The following is a 17657-nucleotide window of genomic DNA, read 5'->3' on the forward strand; positions in this document are numbered from 1 at the left end:
CCACGCCGGACGTTCGGCAGGCCCCGATCAGTGACGGCCTCCGCCCCCTGATGTCGCGTGACGCCCCGTCCTCGCCGGCAGGGCGACGGTGACGATTCGCCCGCTCCTCCTGGATGTGGTCAGGCATCAGGTGGCGTTCCCGCAGGGCTCCTACGGTCGTGAAGTTGAAGGTTGGGCTGCGGGTGGCGTGATGGCGGTTCTACCGTGTTGGCACCGGAAGGGCGTGTTGTCGCGGGAGGGGTGGATGTCATGGATATTCCATTGGTGGCCGCAGTGGCTGCGGTGCGGGACGAGTTGATCTCGGCTGCGGCCGTGGGCGGGAGTCATCCGGATCTGGTGTTCGCGGTGGGCCCGGTGGAGATGGAGTTCGAGGTGGAGATTCGCGCGGACGCGAGCGCGAAGGCGGGATTCCGGTTGTGGGCGGTCGGGGCCGAGGCCAAGGCCGGTGTCTCACGCGGTCGTACGCATCGGGTGCAGTTCACGCTGACGCCACGCAGCGCGAACGGCGGTGACCTGCTGGTCAGCGGCAGCTCCAACCGGGTGGCGGGCCCCGGCGACGCCTCGGGACGCATCGAGGACTGACCCGCCGGGAGTCGGGGACGGTCCTGGGGATCGTGGCTGTGGGTCGGTGACGGATCAACGGGGGTGTCGGGGTGGAGCGATCGCGTCTTGTCGGGGTGACGGGACCGGGTGGTCCGGGGTCGGGGTACGCGCTGGGCGGACGGTTGGTGCTGACCTCCGCGCACGTCGTCACCGTGCCGCGGGAGGAGGACGTGGCGCCGGTCAGGCGGCGCGTTCAGGTGTTCCATCCCGGCGGGGACCGTGTCCTGGACGGGGTGGTCGTGTGGTGCGGCACGTCCGGTGGCAGGGACGATGCCGCGCTCGTCCTGGTCGACGACAGTCCGGGGTGGAGGGCGCCCGTCGCCCCGGTGCGTTGGGGCCGGCTGGTCACGGACCGGCCCGGTGCCGAGTGTGAGACCTGGGGGGTGCCCGATCTTGCCCAGCACGAGGGCCGGGCGGTGGAGGCCGTGCAACTGCGCGGCAGGCTGAACCCGGGCAGTGGTATCACCCACAACCGGTATGTGATGGACCTCCTCCAGCATCCGCCGCAGTCGTCGGCGCCCGGCACCTCGCCGTGGGGCGGGCTGTCGGGTGCGGCGGTCTGTTGTGACCGCCTGCTCGTAGGCGTGGTGGCCTCCGACCGGGCCCACTCCGGCCACGGACAGCTCAACGCCGTCCCCGCCTATGTCCTGCATCACGACGCGGCCTTCCGCACCGCCCTGGCCACGCATGGCGCCTCGCCGTCCGGTCTGGACGCGGTGGAGTTGCAGCACCTCGCCGATCCGGCCACCGGGCCCCGAGCCACCGGGCCGGTTCGCTCACCGGCCGCGCTGTTGCCCGCCGCGCGGCAGACCGTCCCCTTCCACGGCCGTCGGCAGCTGCTGGAGGAACTGACGACCTGGTGCGCCCGGAGCGGGTTCGGAGCGTGGCTCCTGTACGGGCCCGGTGGGCAGGGCAAGACCCGCCTCGCCCACCACCTCGCCTCGCTGCTGACCGCCGATCGGTGGGTTGTGCTGTGGCCCCGCCCTGACGCCACGGCGGATCAGCTGCGGCACCTGCGAGACGTCTCCAAGCCGCTGTTGGTCGTCCTCGACTACGCCGAGACACGCACCGAGCAGCTGGCCGCCCTGGTCGAGGCCGCCGCCGACCACTCCGGCACAGCTCCGTTCAAGGTGCTGCTGCTGGCCCGTACCGCCGGCGACTGGTGGTACCAGGCCGCTACCGCCGGAAGTCTCGCGCAGGACTATCTGGACGCCGCCCCCACCCGCCTGCTGGAACCCCTGGAAAGCGACCCCGGCGCCCGGCCCGACGCCTACCGTGCCGCCGTCCGTGCGCTGGCCCCCGCCCTCGGTCAGGTCAAAGGCCTGGCCGGCCACGACTGGCCCGGCATCGCGAGCAGCCTTCCCCTGCCTGTCCGGCTGAACGAGGACGCCTACGGCAATGCCCTCACCCTCCACATGACCGCCCTCGCCGACCTTCTCGACACCACCGCACTCGACACCGCCACACCGGGGGCCGTCGACCTGGCAGAGTCCGGGCCCGGCCCCCGCTGGGCCACGAGCGACACGGCGCGCGAGGACGCGGAGGGTGTGGAGGACCGGTTGCTCGGACACGAACGCCGCTACTGGCACCAGAGTGCCGCCGCCCGCGGCCTCACCCCGGGCCTGTCCACCGCCACGCTGGAGACGGCCCTGGCCGCAGCCCACCTGGCCGGCGCCGCCGACCGCGACCAGGCCGACGTGCTGTGGGGGCGGCTTTCCGCCTTGGCCGACCAGCCTCGCGACCGGCGCGACACCGTCACCGCCTGGATCGCCGCCCTGTACCCAGCCACCTCCCCGCTGCCCTGGGGCACCCTGCAACCCGACCGCCTCGCCGAACGCCACGTCGGCCGCACCTTGGACGCCAACCCCGCGCTCGCCGAGCACCTCCTCGACGGCGCCGACGACGCCCAGACGACCCAGCTCCTGACCGTCTACAGCCGCGCCGCCGCCCACGCCGTCTTCGACCACCGGCTGGACGACCGGCTCACTGCCCTGTGCACCCGCCGCGCCCAGCAGCTCACCGCGGCGATCATCTCCACCGCGACCCGCACCGACCACCCCGCCCCCCTCACCGCCGCCCTCGACACGATCACCACCGACCCCGCCACGAGCCTGGACGATCTCACCACCCTCTACTACCACTTCCCGTACTCCAGCCAGCGCCTCGCTCGCACCGTGCTCCGCCTCGCCCACACCCTCACCGGGCGCTACCGCGCCCTCGCCCAGGCACATCCGGACGACCACCTGCCCAACCTCGCCGGATCCCTGAACAACCTGTCCGCCCGGTTGGGCGAGATGGGGCAGCGGGAGGAGTCCCTCACCACGATCCGGGAAGCAACCGGCCACTACCGCGCTCTCGCGGGGGCGAACCCGGACGACCACCTGCCCGACCTCGCCATGTCCCTCAACAACCTGTCCGCGAGCCTGGGCGCCCTGGGGCGGCGCCAGGAAGCCCTGACCGCGATCCGGGAAGCCGTCGGCCACTACCGCGCTCTCGCCCGGACGGATCCGGACGAACACCTGCCCAACTTCGCCGCGTCCCTGAACACCTTGTCCGCCCAGTTGGGTGAGATGGGGCAGCGGGAGGAGGCCCTCACCACGATCCGGGAAGCGACCGGCCACTACCGCGCCCTCGCCCAGGCAGACCCCGACGCCCACCTGGCCAACCTCGCCGCGTCGCTGAACACCCTGTCCGCGAGCCTCGGCGCCGTAGGGCAGCGCCGGGAAGGCCTGGCCGCGATCCGGGAAGCCGTCGGCCACTACCGCGGCCTCGCCCAGGCGAACCCGGACGCCCACCTGCCCAACTTCGCCGGATCCCTGAACACCCTGTCCGCAAGCCTGGGCGCCGTAGGGCAGCACGAGGAGGCCCTGACCGCGAGCCGCGAGGCGACCGGCCACTACCGCGACCTCGCGGCGACGAACCCGGACGCCCACCTCCCCAACCTCGCCAYGTCCCTCAACAMCCTGTCCWCCRGCCTGGGCGCCGTAGGGCAGCGCSAGGAGGCCCTGACCGCGAGCCGCGAGGCGACCGGCCACTACCGCGACCTCGCGGCGACGAACCCGGACGCCCACCTCCCCCGTAGGGCAGCGCCAGGAGGGCCTGGCGGTGAGCCGGGAAGCCGTCGGCCACTACCGCGCCCTCGCGGCGGCGAACCCGGACGCCCACCTCCCCAACTTCGCGATGTCCCTCAACACCCTGTCCGCAAGCCTCGGCTCCGTAGGGCAGCGCGAGGAGGCCCTCTCCGCGAGCCGCGAGGCGACCGGCCACTACCGCGACCTCGCGGCGGCGAACCCGGACGCCCACCTGCCCAACCTCACCGCCTCGCTCAACACCCTGTCCGCCCAGTTGGGTGAGACGGGGCGACGGGAGGAGGCCCTGGCCGCGAGCCGCGAGGCGACCGGCCACTACCGCGACCTCGCGGCGGCCAACCCGGTCGCCCACCTCCCCAACCTCGCCATGTCCCTCAACACCCTGTCCGCGAGCCTCGGCTCCGTGGGGCAGCGCCAGGAGGCCCTGGCCACGATCCGGGAGGCCGTCGGCCACTACCGCGACCTCGCGGCGGCGAACCCGGACGCCCACCTCCCCAACTTCGCGATGTCCCTCAACAACCTGTCCGCAAGCCTGGGCGTCGTGGGGAAGGGCCAGGAGAGCCTGGCCGTCAGCCGGGAGGCCGTCGGCCACTACCGCGACCTCGCGGCGGCGAACCCGGACGCCCACCTGCCCAGCCTCGCCGGATCCCTCAACAACCTGTCCTCCAGCCTGGGCGCCGTGGGGCAGCGCCAAGAAGCCCTGACCGCGAGCCAGGAAGCAGCCGGCCACCACCGCGCACTTGCCCAGGCGAACCCGGACGCCCACCTGCCCGACCTCGCCATGTCCCTCAACAACCTGTCCGCCCGCTTGGGCGCGGTGGGGCAGCGTCAGGAGGGCCTGGCCGTCAGCCGGGAGGCCGTCGGCCACTACCGCGACCTCGCGGCGGCCAACCCGGACGCCCACCTCCCCAATCTCGCCGCGTCCCTCAACACCCTGTCCGCGAGCCTGGGCGTCGTGGGGCAGCGCCAGGAGGCCCTGACCGCGGGCCGCGAGGCGACCGGCCACTACCGCGACCTCGCGGCGGCCAACCCGGACGCCTACCTGCCCAACCTCGCCGAGTCCCTCAACACGCTGTCCACCTGCCTGGCCGCGGTGGGGCAGCGTCAGGAGGGCCTGGCCGTCAGCCGGGAGGCCGTCGGCCACTACCGCGCCCTCGCGGCGGCGAACCCGGACGCCCACCTCCCCAACCTCGCCCTGTCACTGAACACCCTGTCCGCGAGCCTGGGCGTCGTGGGGCAGCGCCAGGAGGGCCTGGCCCTCAGCAGGGAAGCCGTCGGCCACTACCGCGCCCTCGCCCAGACGAATCCGGACGCCCATCTCCCCAGCCTCGCCGGGTCCCTCAACATCCTGTCCGCGAGCCTGGGCGCGGTGGGGCAACGTCAGGAAGGCCTGGCCGTCAGCCGCGAGGCGACCGGCCACTACCGCGACCTCGCGGCGGCCAACCCGGACGCCCACCTCCCCAACCTCGCCCTGTCCCTCAACACCCTGTCCGCGAGCCTGGGCGCGGTGGGCCAGCGCCAGGAAAGCCTGGCCGTCAGCCGCGAGGCGACCGGCCACTACCGCGACCTCGCGGCGGCCAACCCGGACGCCCACCTCCCCAGCCTCGCCGGAACCCTGAACATCCTGTCCGCGAGCCTGGGCGCGGTGGGCCAGCGCCAGGAAAGCCTGGCCGCCAGCCGCGAGGCGACCGGCCACTACCGCGACCTCGCGGCGGCCAACCCGGACGCCCACCTCCCCAACCTCGCCGAGTCCCTCAACAACCTGTCCGCCAGGTTGGGTGAGATCGGGCGGCGGAAGGAGGCCCTGGCCGCGAGCCGCGAGGCGACCGGCCACTACCGCGCGCTCACCCGGACGAACTCCGACGTCCACCTGCCCAGCCTCGCCGAGTCCCTCAACAGCCTGTCCGCCAGGTTGGGTGAGATGGGGCGGCGGAAGGAGGCCCTGGCCGCGAGCCGCGAGGCGACCGGCCACTACCGCGACCTCGCGGCGACGAACTCGGACGCCCACCTGTCCAACCTCGCCGAGTCCCTGAACACCCTGTCCACCAGGTTGAATGAGATGGGGCGGCGGAAGGAGGCCCTGGCCGCAAGCCGGGAAGCAACCGACCGTCTGTCCCGGCTGTATTTGGGTCTGGGTGCAGCTCCTTCCGAGTGACGTCCCTGTCGGAAGCCGTCCGGTACCCGCCCGCCCACGCCCTTGCCGCGTACGCGAGGCGAAGAAGACGGACGACGGACTCCTGAGCGCGGCGACGGGCAGTCACCCGCTGAATCTCGGGGGGCCCACCCGGTGCCCGGTTCGCCGGGGCGGGGCGGGGTCCTGCCGCGGCCGGCGGCCCGAGTCAGCCGACCCGTTCGACGTACGACGCCAGGTGGGCCAGTGAGGAGGCCATCCCGGCCTCGTGCACCGCTTGGTCGATGCCGGACGGCACGTCCGTGGCGGTGACGGTCACCTCTGTTCCCTCACCGGCGGCAACGAGGTGCCAGGTCATCGTCATGGTGCCCGCGTACGACGGGTCGTCCGCCTCGAACACCGCCCGCTGCACCACGCGCTCGGGTCGCACCAGTTCGGCGAACCCGACCTCGACGACATCCGTCGTCTCCGAGGTCTTGCCGGGGTCGCCGGTGGGGTCGAGGTGGGTGAGTACCATCCGGAACCCGCCACCAGGCCGGGGATCCCAGCGCTCGACCCGTCCGCGCATGCCGTCCGGCGGCAGCCAGGTCTGCAGGGCCTTCCGGTCGAGGAGGGCATCGTAGACAGCCGCCGGTGATGCCGCGACCATCCGGCCGGCGCGGTCGGTCCTGTGCATGGTCCGAGTCTAGAACGGCGGTATCCGGTGGGCAGGCCGAACGCGGTGGGCGGACCGGACGATCGCGAGGGTCCCGGGAGGACAGCGCCGGGGACGGTCCGGCATCCCCGGACCGGCGCGACCGACCCGCCGGTATGGTCGCCCTGCGACGGCGACGACGCCGGATCACGGGACGGCGAGAGGCGGGACGTACGGATGGCGAAGCACTGGGCGGACTTCCAGTACGAGATCTATCTCAACGGGATGACGGGCGCGGTCCCCCGGCTGCCCACCGACCTGACCCGGCTCGAGGAGCTCACCGAACAGCGCCTCGGCCCCGGGCCGGTCGGCTACGTGGCGGGCAGCGCGGGGGACGGCAGCACGGCGCGGGCGAACCGTGCGGCCCTGGAGCGTCGCCGGATCGTGCCGCGCATGCTGCGGGACGTGCACGAGCGGGACCTGTCCGTCGAGGTGCTGGGCCGCGCGCTGCCCGCGCCGCTCGCCCTCGCGCCCGTCGGCGTGCTGTCGATCATGCATCCGGAGGCCGAGTCCGCGGCGGCCCGGGCGGCGGCCGCGCAGGGGGTGCCGTTCATCATGTCGTCGGCGTCCAGCACGCCGATCGAGCAGGTGGCCGAGGCGATGGGGGACGCCGAGCGCTGGTTCCAGCTGTACTGGTCCAAGGACCGCGAGGTGACCCGCAGCTTCCTGCGGCGGGCGCGGACGAGCGGGTTCACGGTGCTCGTCGTCACCCTGGACACCCCGCTGCTGGCGTGGCGGCCCCGTGATCTCGACCAGGCCTATCTGCCGTTCCTGCACGGCGTGGGCACCGCCAACCACTTCACCGACCCGGCCTTCCTGGCGGGCCTGGCCAAGCCGGTGCACGAGGACCCGAACGCGGCCGTCCTGCACTTCGTCAGTCTGTTCGCGGACCCCGGCAAGACCTGGCCGGACCTGGCGTTCCTGCGGGAGAACTGGGACGGGCCGATCGTCCTCAAGGGTGTGCTGCACCCCGACGACGCCCGGCTCGCCGCCGACGCCGGGATGGACGGCGTGGTGGTCTCCAACCACGGGGGCAGGCAGGTCGCCGGTTCGGTCGCGGCCGCCGACGCGCTGCCCCGGGTGGCGCGGGCGGTCGGCGACCGGCTGACGGTGCTGTTCGACAGCGGGGTGCGCACCGGCGCCGACGTCTTCAAGGCGCTCGCCCTCGGCGCGCGGGCGGTGCTCCTCGGCCGTCCCTACGTCTACGGCCTCGGCCTGGACGGGCAGCCGGGTGTCGAACACGTGATCCGCTGTCTGCTCGCCGAGTTCGACCTCACCCTGGCGCTGTCCGGCCACGCCGGCCCGGGGACCGTGGGCCCGGCGGATCTCGTCGAGGACGCCGGGTGACGACGGGCGGGTGACCGCGCGGCCACCGGTCCCCGCCCAGGTCCACGGGCCGGCCGGGGTTCGTGTGCCGCGTCCCTCAGGCGGTGCCGTCCGCCAGGTCGACCGGCTGGGCCGACGCGGGCGCGTCCGTGCCGGTGACCGCGAGGGAACCGGGCGTGGCGGAGGTGACGTCGGTGAGCCAGCGCTGGCCGGTGGAGTGGTCGCGTACCTTCACGACCACGTCCGCGCCCGGCTCCTCCCCGGCCGGTGCGAGGGCGAGCGCGTCGTCCCAGCGGGGCAGCAACTCGCCCTGCACGGTGAGGTCGTAGCGGACGTCGTCCCCCCGGGCGTCGGTCTCGTCCACGCACGAGCCGAGGATGACCACCCCGGCGTCCGCGTGGGAGTCCACGCACAGGCCGGGCCCTGCCACGCTGCGCAGTTGCCCGTCGTCGTCGTAGGACCACTGCTGGGTCGCGTCGGAGGAGCAGTCCGCCAGTTCGACGGAGGCGCCCGCCCTCGCCTCGCCCCGGACGTCCAGGCAGAGGTCGGCGGCGGCGTTGCGCAGCCTGGTCTGCCTTGGCGCGGTGGGCAGTTGGGCGGTGCCCGGGGCGGTCGGCGAGGCGGTGGCGGCCTGCGAGTCGATGCCGGGGACGCTGCCGCTGGTGGAGGCGGCCGGGTCGGCGCCGCCGTCGTCCGACCACATGCCGGCGGCGAGCAGGGTGGTCAGCAGACCCGCCGAGGCCAGGCCGACACCGGTGAACAGCGCGCGCGGTGAGCGGCTCTGCCCCGAGGCCCGCCGGCGGGGCGAGGGGATGCGCGAGAGCAGGTTGCCGCCCCTGCCGCGGGTGCCACGGCCGCCGTGCCGTGCGGAGCCCTTGAGCCGTACGGTCTGCTGCTTGGCGCGGCCGGGGCGGGTGTCGTGGTAGCGGCGGGCGCCCCAGCCGAGCACCGCCTCGGCGAGCAGCACGCCGAGGCCGCTCTCGAAGTGGCCGAGCTGTTCGGCGGCGGCACGGCAGTAACGGCACTCGTCCAGGTGCTTGCGCACGTCAGGCAGGAGGTCGCCGCCGCGGCGGATCGGGACGTCGAGGAGCCGGTTGTAGAAGCGGCAGTCCTTGCTCGGCGCGAGTTCGCGGTGGGCCCGGACGACTCCCTCACGCAGTTTGTCCCGGGCCTGATCCAGGACCGAGGCCACGGTGTCGGTGTCCATACCGAGCAGACCGGCGGCGACGGCGACGTCCTCGGCCTCGACCTCCACATGCCACAGGACGCACCGGGCGACCGCGGGAAGGCCCTGGAACGAGCGTTCCGCCAGCACCCGGTTCTCCGGGATCATGGACTTCGCGGCCCGCATCCCGCGGGCGCCGGCCGGCTTGCGCAGCACCGGCAGCACGCCGGAGAGTCCCTCGTCCGCGGACCACAGCCGGGCCATGTCCCGCACGGTCACGAGCAGTCGGGGCCGCAGCGCGGTCCCCGGCTCGCCCAGCTTCAGCCGGTCGAGGACCTGGTGGAAGGCGGCCGCGGTGACCATGGACGCGACGTTCCCGGAGGAGGCGAGGCAGATGACCGCGTACTCGTGCACCGGCCGCCAGTGCCGGGCGATCAGCAGAGCGGTGGACTGGGCGACCTCGCTGTCCGCGCCGCCGCGTATTCCCGCGGCGAGTGACTCGTCGGATTCTCCGGGGCCCCCGCCCTGCGGAGGGTAGGGCGGACGAGGAGGCTGAGGGGTGGGCACTGAGCGCATTCCTTTGGTACGTACCTGTCCGGTGCGGCAGGGAGCGTGAATTCGCCTCCGCCGACGAACGCGCGGGGTGTGGTCATGACCCCTCGCACGGGCGGTTCACCTTTGCACAACTGAGTCGCGCACAACAAGGCGAGAGCTGAAGCTGCGCCTTGTTGATAAAAAGTCGATAGGCGGGGCCGCCCCGGACCGGGTATCCCGCCATTCCACGGGCTCTGCCGCACCGGCCGGAATTCACCCTTGCGCCCCGTGTGAAACACGCGCACACGGCAGGGTGCCGCGCACTCTCCCGGCGCACCGGCCCGCGTAGTTGGCTGGAACCGGCCACTTCCTCGGAGGCCCCGCGCAGGACGGCGGCTCTCCTGCGCGAAACGGCCGCCGGCCTTGTTCCTCCCGCCCTCGGCCGGCGGCCCTGAGGCTTTGCGCTTTGCCTATATCTGCCAGGACCGCAGCCGGTCCGCCGCGCCGTAGACGTCCGTCTTGCCGTCCAGCAGATCGCGGGCGAGGTCGACGAGCGCGCCGTACGGCGGATCGATACCGACCCCACTGGTGAACATGTACGCCACCGCCGTCGCGCAGGCGAAGCGGGCGTTGGCCGAGGGCAGGGGCTTGAGCACGGTGAGGGTGTGCAGCAGCGCGGCGGCACGCCAGGCCGGATCGGAGTCCACGCCGAGTTTGGGCGGGTCGACCCGGTGCCGGGCGACGGCGGCGACCAGCGCCGAGAAGTCGTTGACGGTGGGCTGCTCCGGCAGAACCTCTTCGTGGCGCTGGAGCAGCCAGGGCACGTCGATGTGGATGACGGAGGTCATCGGTCAGGCGACCCGCCCCTCGCCCCGGACGGAACGTTCGTCCTCGGGGAAGGCGGCGGCGAACTCGTCCGCGTGCGAGGCGAAGAACCTGCGGAAGGCCTCCGCGCCCTCCTGGAGCGCCCGGTGCCGCGCGATGTCGGCGGCGGCCGCCTCCCGCACGAGTGCCTTCATCGACGTACCGCGTTCCTTGGCGATCTGCCGCAGGTCCTCCAGCTCGCGATCGCTGAATTCCACATTGAGGGCTGGCATGCCCTTCACGGTACCGCGCGGGTACTTACTCGTAAATATCCCCAGGTCAAACTGATGACCGCGCGGTACCGGAAGGTGTTCGAACCTGAACACTGCCGATCAGGCGGGACCTCTTGCCGATCCGGTTGCCGATCGCGCCCTATCCCTGATCGGCCACAAAGGAGGCCAGTCGGGCCAGCGCCGCGTTCCAGTTGATCGCGGTCTCGTTCGTGGACCAGGACTGGATGTCGTCGATATAGCAGAACTGGCCCACGCAGCCCTGGAGTTTGCCCTGCGCATAGGGGTCCTGAATGCTCGAGTTCGCGCCGCCCGCCAGGGTCCCCCGCGGCGGGTCGGGCAGGGTCGGGTCCAGCTGGCCCGCGTACCAGCGACTGTGCTGGTGGTGGGAGTTCACCTCGCCGTAGCCGGTGACGTACGACAGGTTGAGCGCGTTGCGTCCTAGGACGTAGTCCATGCTCTCGACGGCCCCGGCCCGGTACTTCGAGGCGCCGGTGAGGTCGTAGGCCGTGGCGATGACCACGGCGTTGTTGAGGACCTGATGGCTGGAACCCCAGTCGTAGCGGTTGCCTTCCGGGGCGTAGGGCATGCCGTACGGCTGTCCGGCCAGCGTGGCGAGATACGTGTCGGCGCCCCGCACGACCGATCGGCGGACCTTGTCGCGGCCGGGCAGCCGGTTCGGGACGGTCGCCAGGTCGAGGCGGCCGGCGGCGGCCGTCCGGCTCCAGTCGAAGCCGTTGGGGACGAAGACGTCGGCCGTGTGCACCGGGGAGTTCACCACCTGGTCGGCGAACTGCTTCTCCCCCGTGCTGAGGTACAGCTCGGCGGCCGCCCAGTAGAACTCGTCGGTCGCGTCCTCGTCGTTGTAGGCCCCGCCGCCGGTGCCGTCGTTCGGGTCGGCGTACACGTCCGGATGCGCGAGTGCGGCCGTGAAGGCCTTGCGCGCGGCCGTCAGCGCCTTCGCCGCGAAGGCCTTGTCGTAGGGCCGGTACAGGCGGGCCGCCTGGGCGGCCGTGGCGGCCAGGTTGAGGGTCGCGGTGGTGGTCGGCGGGTGCAGTTCGCGCTTCTGCGGATCGTCGCTCGGCAGCAGCGGCAGGCCGGTCCACTGCTCGTCGTGGATCTTGTGGTGGGCCATGCCGGCGAGCGGCTGCCCGTCCGGCACCTGCATCTTCAGCAGGAAGTCCAGCTCCCAGCGGGCCTCGTCGAGGATGTCCGGCACCTTGTTGCCGCTCTCCGGAAGGGCGAGCGTCCCGTCGCCGAGAGCGGCCGGGTCGCCGGTGCGGGCGAGCAGGGAACGCTCGTAGGTGCTCAGCAGCTCCCAGGTGGCGATGCCGCCGTTGACGACGTACTTGCCGTGGTCACCGGCGTCGTACCAGCCGCCGGTGACGTCGAGGGTGTAGTCGCACACCCCGGGCTGACACGGGACCGCGGAGTCGCCCTGGTTGGGGGCCGCGTTCACATGGCCGGCCGCTCTGCCGTACCCGGGCCGCAGGTCGTCCCGTATCGCGATGCCGCTGCGCTGCGTGTAGTAGTACTTCACCGCGTCCCGTCGCAGCCGGTCGTAGCCGTCCGTGCCGATGTCGAAGGGGCGGCTGGTCTCGCCGTCGGCGACCAGCGTGAAGCCCGTCCCGCGCGTGCGGTAGCCGCCGAAGTCGATGGAGTGGACGCGCTGCCCGGAGGAGACGTCGAGCCCGCGCGGCACGCTCCAGCCGTGCGCGACCGTCGCCCCGGAGGCGTTCTTGAGCTGCCAGGGCAGCTTCGCGCCGGCGTCGGTGACCAGGGTGGCGTTCTTCGGCCCGGCCGGCAGATAGGCGACCTGGTTCACGCGCACGCGTGGCCCGGTGTCGGGCTGGTACACCTCCGGCGGCACCCCGCCCAGCAGCGACACGTCGTCCAGGCAGAACCGCCACGGATCGGCGCTCCCGCCGACCTGGAACGCGACCTGCCCCTGGGTGCTGTCGACCGGCGAGGTGAACGTGTACGTGTAGGCGTCTCCCGACTCGTTCAGCACCGGGGTCGCCTCGTACCAGGTGTCGTACGGGGAGGCACCGAGGCCCACGATCGCCCGCACCACGTGCCCCTCGGGCACTCCGGAGGCACTGAAGGAGAACCGGTACGACGACCCCTTCACCAGGGTGATCGCGTCCTGGCCGACGGCGGAGTCCCAGCGGTTGACGGTGCCGCCCGGCACGTCGGCGCACAGTCTGCCGTCGGTGAGACCGGCGGTGACGTTGCTGGTCCACCAGGGGTCGGCGCTCGTGTCGAAGCCGCCGTTCCTGACCTGTTCGACCTCCTCGGCACCGGCCTGCTGCACGGGCAGCGCGGTGAGCGCCGCACCCAGCAGGGCCGCGAGGGACAGCAGGGTGGTTCCGCTTCGTTTCACGTCCAGGCTCCTCGGGGAAGTGCGGGACGCTCCGTACGGGATGCGGGCCGCATCGCGTGGGAGCGCTCCCAGAGCGGGGTCGCAGGACATGGTTGTTGGAGTCATGACACCCCGTCAACGGTCCGGACGAGATGGCTTTCGAGCCCGTTGTCGGTGGTGCGTCCTAAGGTGGACCGTCCGAGCACCGATCACGCCCATGACGAGGAACCGGAGTTCTCCATGACCACCCTGCCCGACCGGCCGAACACCGCCCTGCTCGTGATCGACGTCCAGAAGGGCGTGGTGGCGGGCGCGCCCCGGCGCGACGAGGTGATCGCGAACATCCACACCCTCGTCGACGCGGCCCGCGCGCAGGACGTGCCGGTCGTCTGGGTGCAGCACTCCGACGACGACCTCGAACGGGGCAGCGAGAACTGGGAGTACGTCGAGGAACTGGTCCGCCTCGACGCCGAGCCGCTCGTCCACAAGACCTACCAGGACTCCTTCGAGGACACCGAGCTGGAGTCGGTGCTCGCGGAGCGCGGGGTGGGCCGGGTCGTCGTCACCGGGGCGCAGACCGACGCGTGCATCCGCTCGACGCTGCACGGTGCCTTCGTGCGGGGATACGACGTGACGCTGGTCGGCGACGCGCACACGACGGAGGACCTGAGCAAGTACGGCGCTCCGGCGCCGGAGCAGGTGATGGCGCACACCAACCTGTACTGGTCGTGGCAGAGCGCACCCGGGCGGGAGGCTGGCACGGTGGACACCGCGAAGGTGACCTTCGAGGCGACCGACGCGGGCTGAGGCGTCCTGGGCGCGGGGTCACTGGGCGGCGGCAGCGCCCCCCGGTCCGTCCGTCCGGACTGGACCGGACCGGACCGGTCTGGAAGGGTCCGACCGGACGGGCTCGGACCGGGGAGGCTCGGACCCGACCACTCCGGAACCGGCCTGCCCGGGGCGACTTCGTCACGGATCCCGGAGCAGTGGCCGGGTGTCCTCCGGATCGGGATGTCCGGGCCGCCCGAGAGGGACCCGACCGGGTTTTTCCAGCAAGGTGGTCGTCCGGGCCGGGAGCGCCGCCCGACCGGTCCGGCCCCGGCGCGCCGCGGGAGGGCCGCCAGCGGTTGAGCAGGCCGGGCGGGCAGCAGCCCATCCGCTTCCGCTGGTTCAACCGGCTGCGCTGTCCGGCCGGGTCGGCTGGGCCAGGGTCGGCCGGGTCGGCAGGCCCGGCCGGACCAGGGTCAGCCGGGTCGSCCKGRTCAGGRTCGGCCGGGTCGGCCTGATCAGGATCGGCCGGGTCGCCCGGGTCAGGGTCGGCCGGGTCGGCCTGATCAGGATCGGCCGGGTCGGCCTGATCAGGATCGGCCGGGTCGSCCKGRTCAGGGTCGGCCGGGTCAGGATTGCAGCTTGGTGATGCGGACCGCTCCTTGGGGTGTGCCGGGTGCGCTGCTGGTCAGGGTCAGGCGCAGGCCGGAGCCGCGGGCAGGGTCGAAGGTGAGAGCGGTCGGCGCGTCCGAGGCGGTCGCCCAGTCGACGGTCGCCCCGGTGACCGGCACATAGCGCTCGCCGTCCCACACCTCCGCCTCGAGCGCCGCGGGCAGGCTGTGCGTGGCGTCGACGGTGAAGGACACCTCCACCCGGTCGAAGTCCCGGGTGCGCCCGTAGTCCACCGAGACCCAGTCCCGCGGCCGGGCCCCGCCGAAGGCGGGCAGCAGGGCGGTGGCCGACTTGGCGAAGGCGTTGGACCAGCCGGTGGCGGGGTCGCCGTCCAGCAGCGCGGCGGGCAGGGTGTCCGGGCGGCCGGAGTAACTGGCGTCCGCATAGGGGAAGTTCACGGGCGCCGGCAGGTCGGGAACGAAGGCCGCGGGAGGAGTCGTCGCCTTCTGGCGGGCGGGCGCGGTGCGCACGGTGGCGGTGCCCTTGCGCAGCCCGTCCACGCGCGCGGTCACCCTCAGGGAGCCGGCCCCGGTGCCGGAGCGCACGATGGCGAGGGCCTTGCCGTGGAAGGCGGTGCGTGTGCTCGCCTGGTAGCGCTCGGCGCTCTCCTGGCGCCCGTTGTCGAGGCCGGCGAGGGAGCCGCCGCTCACCTCGAAGCAGATGAGGTGTTCGGCGTCGGGCACCACCGTCCCGTGCGCGTCGACCACTTCGGCGGTGACGAAGACCAGCGACCGCCCGTCCGCGGGAAGGGACTCGCGGTCCGGGGTGAGGCGTACGGCGTGCGGGGCGCCGGCCGTGCGCAGCACGTCGGTGGCCACCGTCCTGCCGCCCCTGCGGGCCACCGCCCTCAGCTCGCCCGGCAGGTAGGGCACCCGCCAGGTCAGGTGCAGCTTGCCCGCGCTGCCGTTCGGGCTGGTGTAACTGCCGGGATAGGGGCCGGTGGTGAAGGTCTTGTCGTCCCCGGTGGGCTCGGTGGTCTCCAGGTAGCCGCGGCCGTCGACGGTCTGCTTGGTGTCGAACTTCCTCACGCCCAGGGACTTGCCGTTGAGGTACAGCTCCACGGTGTCGGCGTTGGAGTAGGCCCACACCTCGACCGTGTCGCCCGCCCGGTGGTTCCAGGTCATGGGCAGCAGATGGACCATGGGCTCGTCGACCCACTGGCTCCGGAAGAGGTGGTACATGTCCTTCGGGAACCCGGCCGTGTCGACCGCGCCGAAGAACGACGCCTTCACCGGGAAGACGTTGTAGGGGGTGGGCTCACCGATGTAGTCGATGCCGGACCACAGGAACTGCCCGGTGAACCACTTCCGGTCGCGGTCCTTCTTGTGCCCGTACTCGCCGCTCATCGTCCAGGAGGCGAGGTTGTTGTCGTAGGAGGAGGTCGCCCGCCTGCCGGGGGTGTGGTTCTCGCCGGTGTTGAGGTGCTCGGGCTCCTGGTAGGTGCCGCGGGTCGAGGTCTCGGAGGAGGACTCGGACTCGAAGAGGAACAGGTGCGGGTAGGTCGCGTGCAGGACGTCCACCGACTTGGCGGTGTTGTAGTTCAGGCCGAGGCCGTCCAGCTTGGCGAGCATCAGGTCGGCGGCGGAGCCCTTGGCGGGCGGGGTGCGGTACTTGTCCGAGCCGATGATGAGCGGACGGGTGTCGTCCGCGGCCCTGATCGCGGTGATGATCCGGTCCGCCATGGCGAGACCGGCGGTGGAGGTGGAGTCGGGGATCTCGTTGCCGATGGACCACAGGAGGACGGCGGGCGAGTTGCGGGCCGCGAGCACCATCTCGGTGGCGTCCCGCTCGCACCACTCGTCGAAGAACCGCCCGTAGTCGTACCGCGTCTTGCCGGTCTTCCAGCAGTCGAAGGCCTCGACCAGCATCACGATGCCCAGCTCCTCGCAGATCCGGATCATCTCCGGCGACGGCGGGTTGTGGGAGGTACGGAAGGCGTTGACGCCCATGGACTTCATGATCGTCATCTGTCGGCGGACGGCGTCGACGCTGATCGCGGCGCCGAGCGCGCCGAGGTCGTGGTGCAGGTCGACGCCCTTGATCTTGGCGTAGCCGCCGTTGAGGTGGAAACCCTCGTCCGGGTCGAAGCGGAAGGTGCGGATGCCGAACGGGGTGCGGTAGGTGTCGGTGACCCGGCCGGCGACGCGCAGCTCGGTCTCCAGGGTGTAGCGGCGCGGAGTCTCGAAGTCCCATCGCTGCGGGTGGGTCACGGTGAGTTCCTGGGTCTCCGTGGCCCGGTCGGCGACGGAGACCGTGGAGGAGGCGCGGGCGACGGTGCGGCCGTTCGGCGCGAGGACCCGGGAGACGACCTCGACGTCCGCGTTCGTGCCGGAGGCGTTCGCCACCGTGGTCGCGACCCGGACGACGGCCCGTTCGTCGGTGACCTCGGGGGTGGTGACGTACGTGCCCCAGCGCTCCACGTGCACCGGTTCGGTGACGACGAGCCGGGCCTCGCGGTAGATGCCGCTGCCGGAGTACCAGCGGCTGCTCGGGAGCCGGTTCTGCACCTTGACCGCGAGCACGTTCTCGGTGGTGCCGTCGGTGTGCAGCAGGTCGGTGAGGTCGAAGGCGAAACCGGTGTAACCGTAGGGGTGACGGCCGACCTCGGTGCCGTTGCAGTAGACGTACGAGTCCATGTAGACGCCGTCGAACTCGACGGAGATCCGCCGGCCGGCGTGGCCGGGCGGCAGGGTGAAGGCGAGGCGGTACCAGCCCAGGCCGCCGGGGAAGAAGCCGGTGCCGCTGGTCGTGCCGTTCTGCGTGGTGGGCGTCTGCTCGATGCTCCAGTCGTGCGGAACCGCCACCACACGCCAGGTCGAGTCGTCGTGGCCGGGGTCCGCGGCGTGCGCGTACTGCCCGGTCGGGTCGGTGATCCCACCCGGGTCGGCCAGCGCGAAGCGCCAGCCGTCGCGCAGCGCGACCGTGCGGCGGCCGGAGGCGCGCACGGCGTCCGCGGCGGCCTGTGCCGCCGGTGTGCCGAGGAACGCTCCGGCGGCCGGTGCGGCCGTGGACGCGAGAAGGACCGATCTGCGAGTGACCGTCATGGCCGGCTCTCCCTCATCAGGAACCAGAAGTACTCACAACTGATCGTTAACAAACAGAATCTGACGACGGGCCGCTCCTGCCCGTCAAGGGGCCGGACGCGCCCGCCCGCTCCGGCGGCGGGTCCGGGCTCCGCAGCCGGTGATCGCGCCGGATCGGCCGGTTTTAGCCCTTGAC

General features: G+C 72.5%; 10 protein-coding genes. 4 read left to right on the top strand and 6 right to left on the bottom strand.

The window, feature by feature from the left end:
- Positions 1–249 precede the first annotated feature (249 nt).
- Both ASD48_RS25405 and ASD48_RS25410 read left to right on the top strand, forming a co-directional pair.
- A complete protein-coding gene (locus ASD48_RS25405) occupies positions 250–582 on the top strand; it encodes a trypco2 family protein (RefSeq protein ID WP_057604350.1) in 333 nt (110 codons plus the stop codon).
- 71 nt (positions 583–653) lie between these two features.
- Complete coding sequence (locus tag ASD48_RS25410; protein WP_157880699.1) at positions 654–3956, top strand: tetratricopeptide repeat protein; 3303 nt, start codon at positions 654–656, stop codon at positions 3954–3956.
- 2075 nt (positions 3957–6031) lie between these two features.
- On the opposite strand, the gene ASD48_RS25415 is transcribed toward ASD48_RS25410, so the two are convergent.
- Positions 6032–6499, bottom strand: a complete 468-nt coding sequence (locus ASD48_RS25415) for an SRPBCC family protein (protein WP_057604026.1) — start codon at positions 6497–6499, stop codon at positions 6032–6034.
- A gap of 195 nt (positions 6500–6694) precedes the next feature.
- Between ASD48_RS25415 and ASD48_RS25420 the strand changes: the two genes are divergently transcribed.
- Positions 6695–7864: a lactate 2-monooxygenase gene (locus ASD48_RS25420; protein WP_057604027.1), complete on the top strand. Its 1170-nt coding sequence runs from the start codon at positions 6695–6697 to the stop codon at positions 7862–7864.
- Positions 7865–7940: 76 nt separating this feature from the next.
- On the opposite strand, the gene ASD48_RS25425 is transcribed toward ASD48_RS25420, so the two are convergent.
- The 4 genes from ASD48_RS25425 to ASD48_RS25440 all read right to left on the bottom strand — a co-directional run bounded on the left by ASD48_RS25425 (position 7941) and on the right by ASD48_RS25440 (position 13019).
- A complete protein-coding gene (locus ASD48_RS25425) occupies positions 7941–9575 on the bottom strand; it encodes an RICIN domain-containing protein (protein ID WP_057604028.1) in 1635 nt (544 codons plus the stop codon).
- 437 nt (positions 9576–10012) lie between these two features.
- Positions 10013–10390, bottom strand: a complete 378-nt coding sequence (locus ASD48_RS25430; protein ID WP_020128970.1) for a hypothetical protein — start codon at positions 10388–10390, stop codon at positions 10013–10015.
- Positions 10391–10393: 3 nt separating this feature from the next.
- Entirely contained in the window at positions 10394–10639 is a 246-nt protein-coding gene (locus ASD48_RS25435) for a hypothetical protein (protein ID WP_037735240.1), read from the bottom strand.
- A gap of 139 nt (positions 10640–10778) precedes the next feature.
- Positions 10779–13019, bottom strand: a complete 2241-nt coding sequence (locus tag ASD48_RS25440; protein WP_057604029.1) for a glycoside hydrolase family 9 protein — start codon at positions 13017–13019, stop codon at positions 10779–10781.
- 219 nt (positions 13020–13238) lie between these two features.
- Here ASD48_RS25440 and ASD48_RS25445 point away from each other — a divergent pair, with 219 nt between their 5' ends.
- On the top strand, positions 13239–13805 hold the full coding sequence (locus ASD48_RS25445; protein WP_057604351.1) for a cysteine hydrolase family protein: 567 nt from the start codon (positions 13239–13241) through the stop codon (positions 13803–13805).
- Positions 13806–14395: 590 nt separating this feature from the next.
- Here ASD48_RS25445 and ASD48_RS25450 read toward each other — a convergent pair.
- A complete protein-coding gene (locus ASD48_RS25450) occupies positions 14396–17482 on the bottom strand; it encodes a glycoside hydrolase family 2 TIM barrel-domain containing protein (protein WP_057604030.1) in 3087 nt (1028 codons plus the stop codon).
- Positions 17483–17657: the final 175 nt, after the last annotated feature.

Source organism: Streptomyces sp. Root1310 (genome assembly GCF_001426425.1).
Classification (GTDB): Bacteria; Actinomycetota; Actinomycetes; order Streptomycetales; family Streptomycetaceae; genus Streptomyces.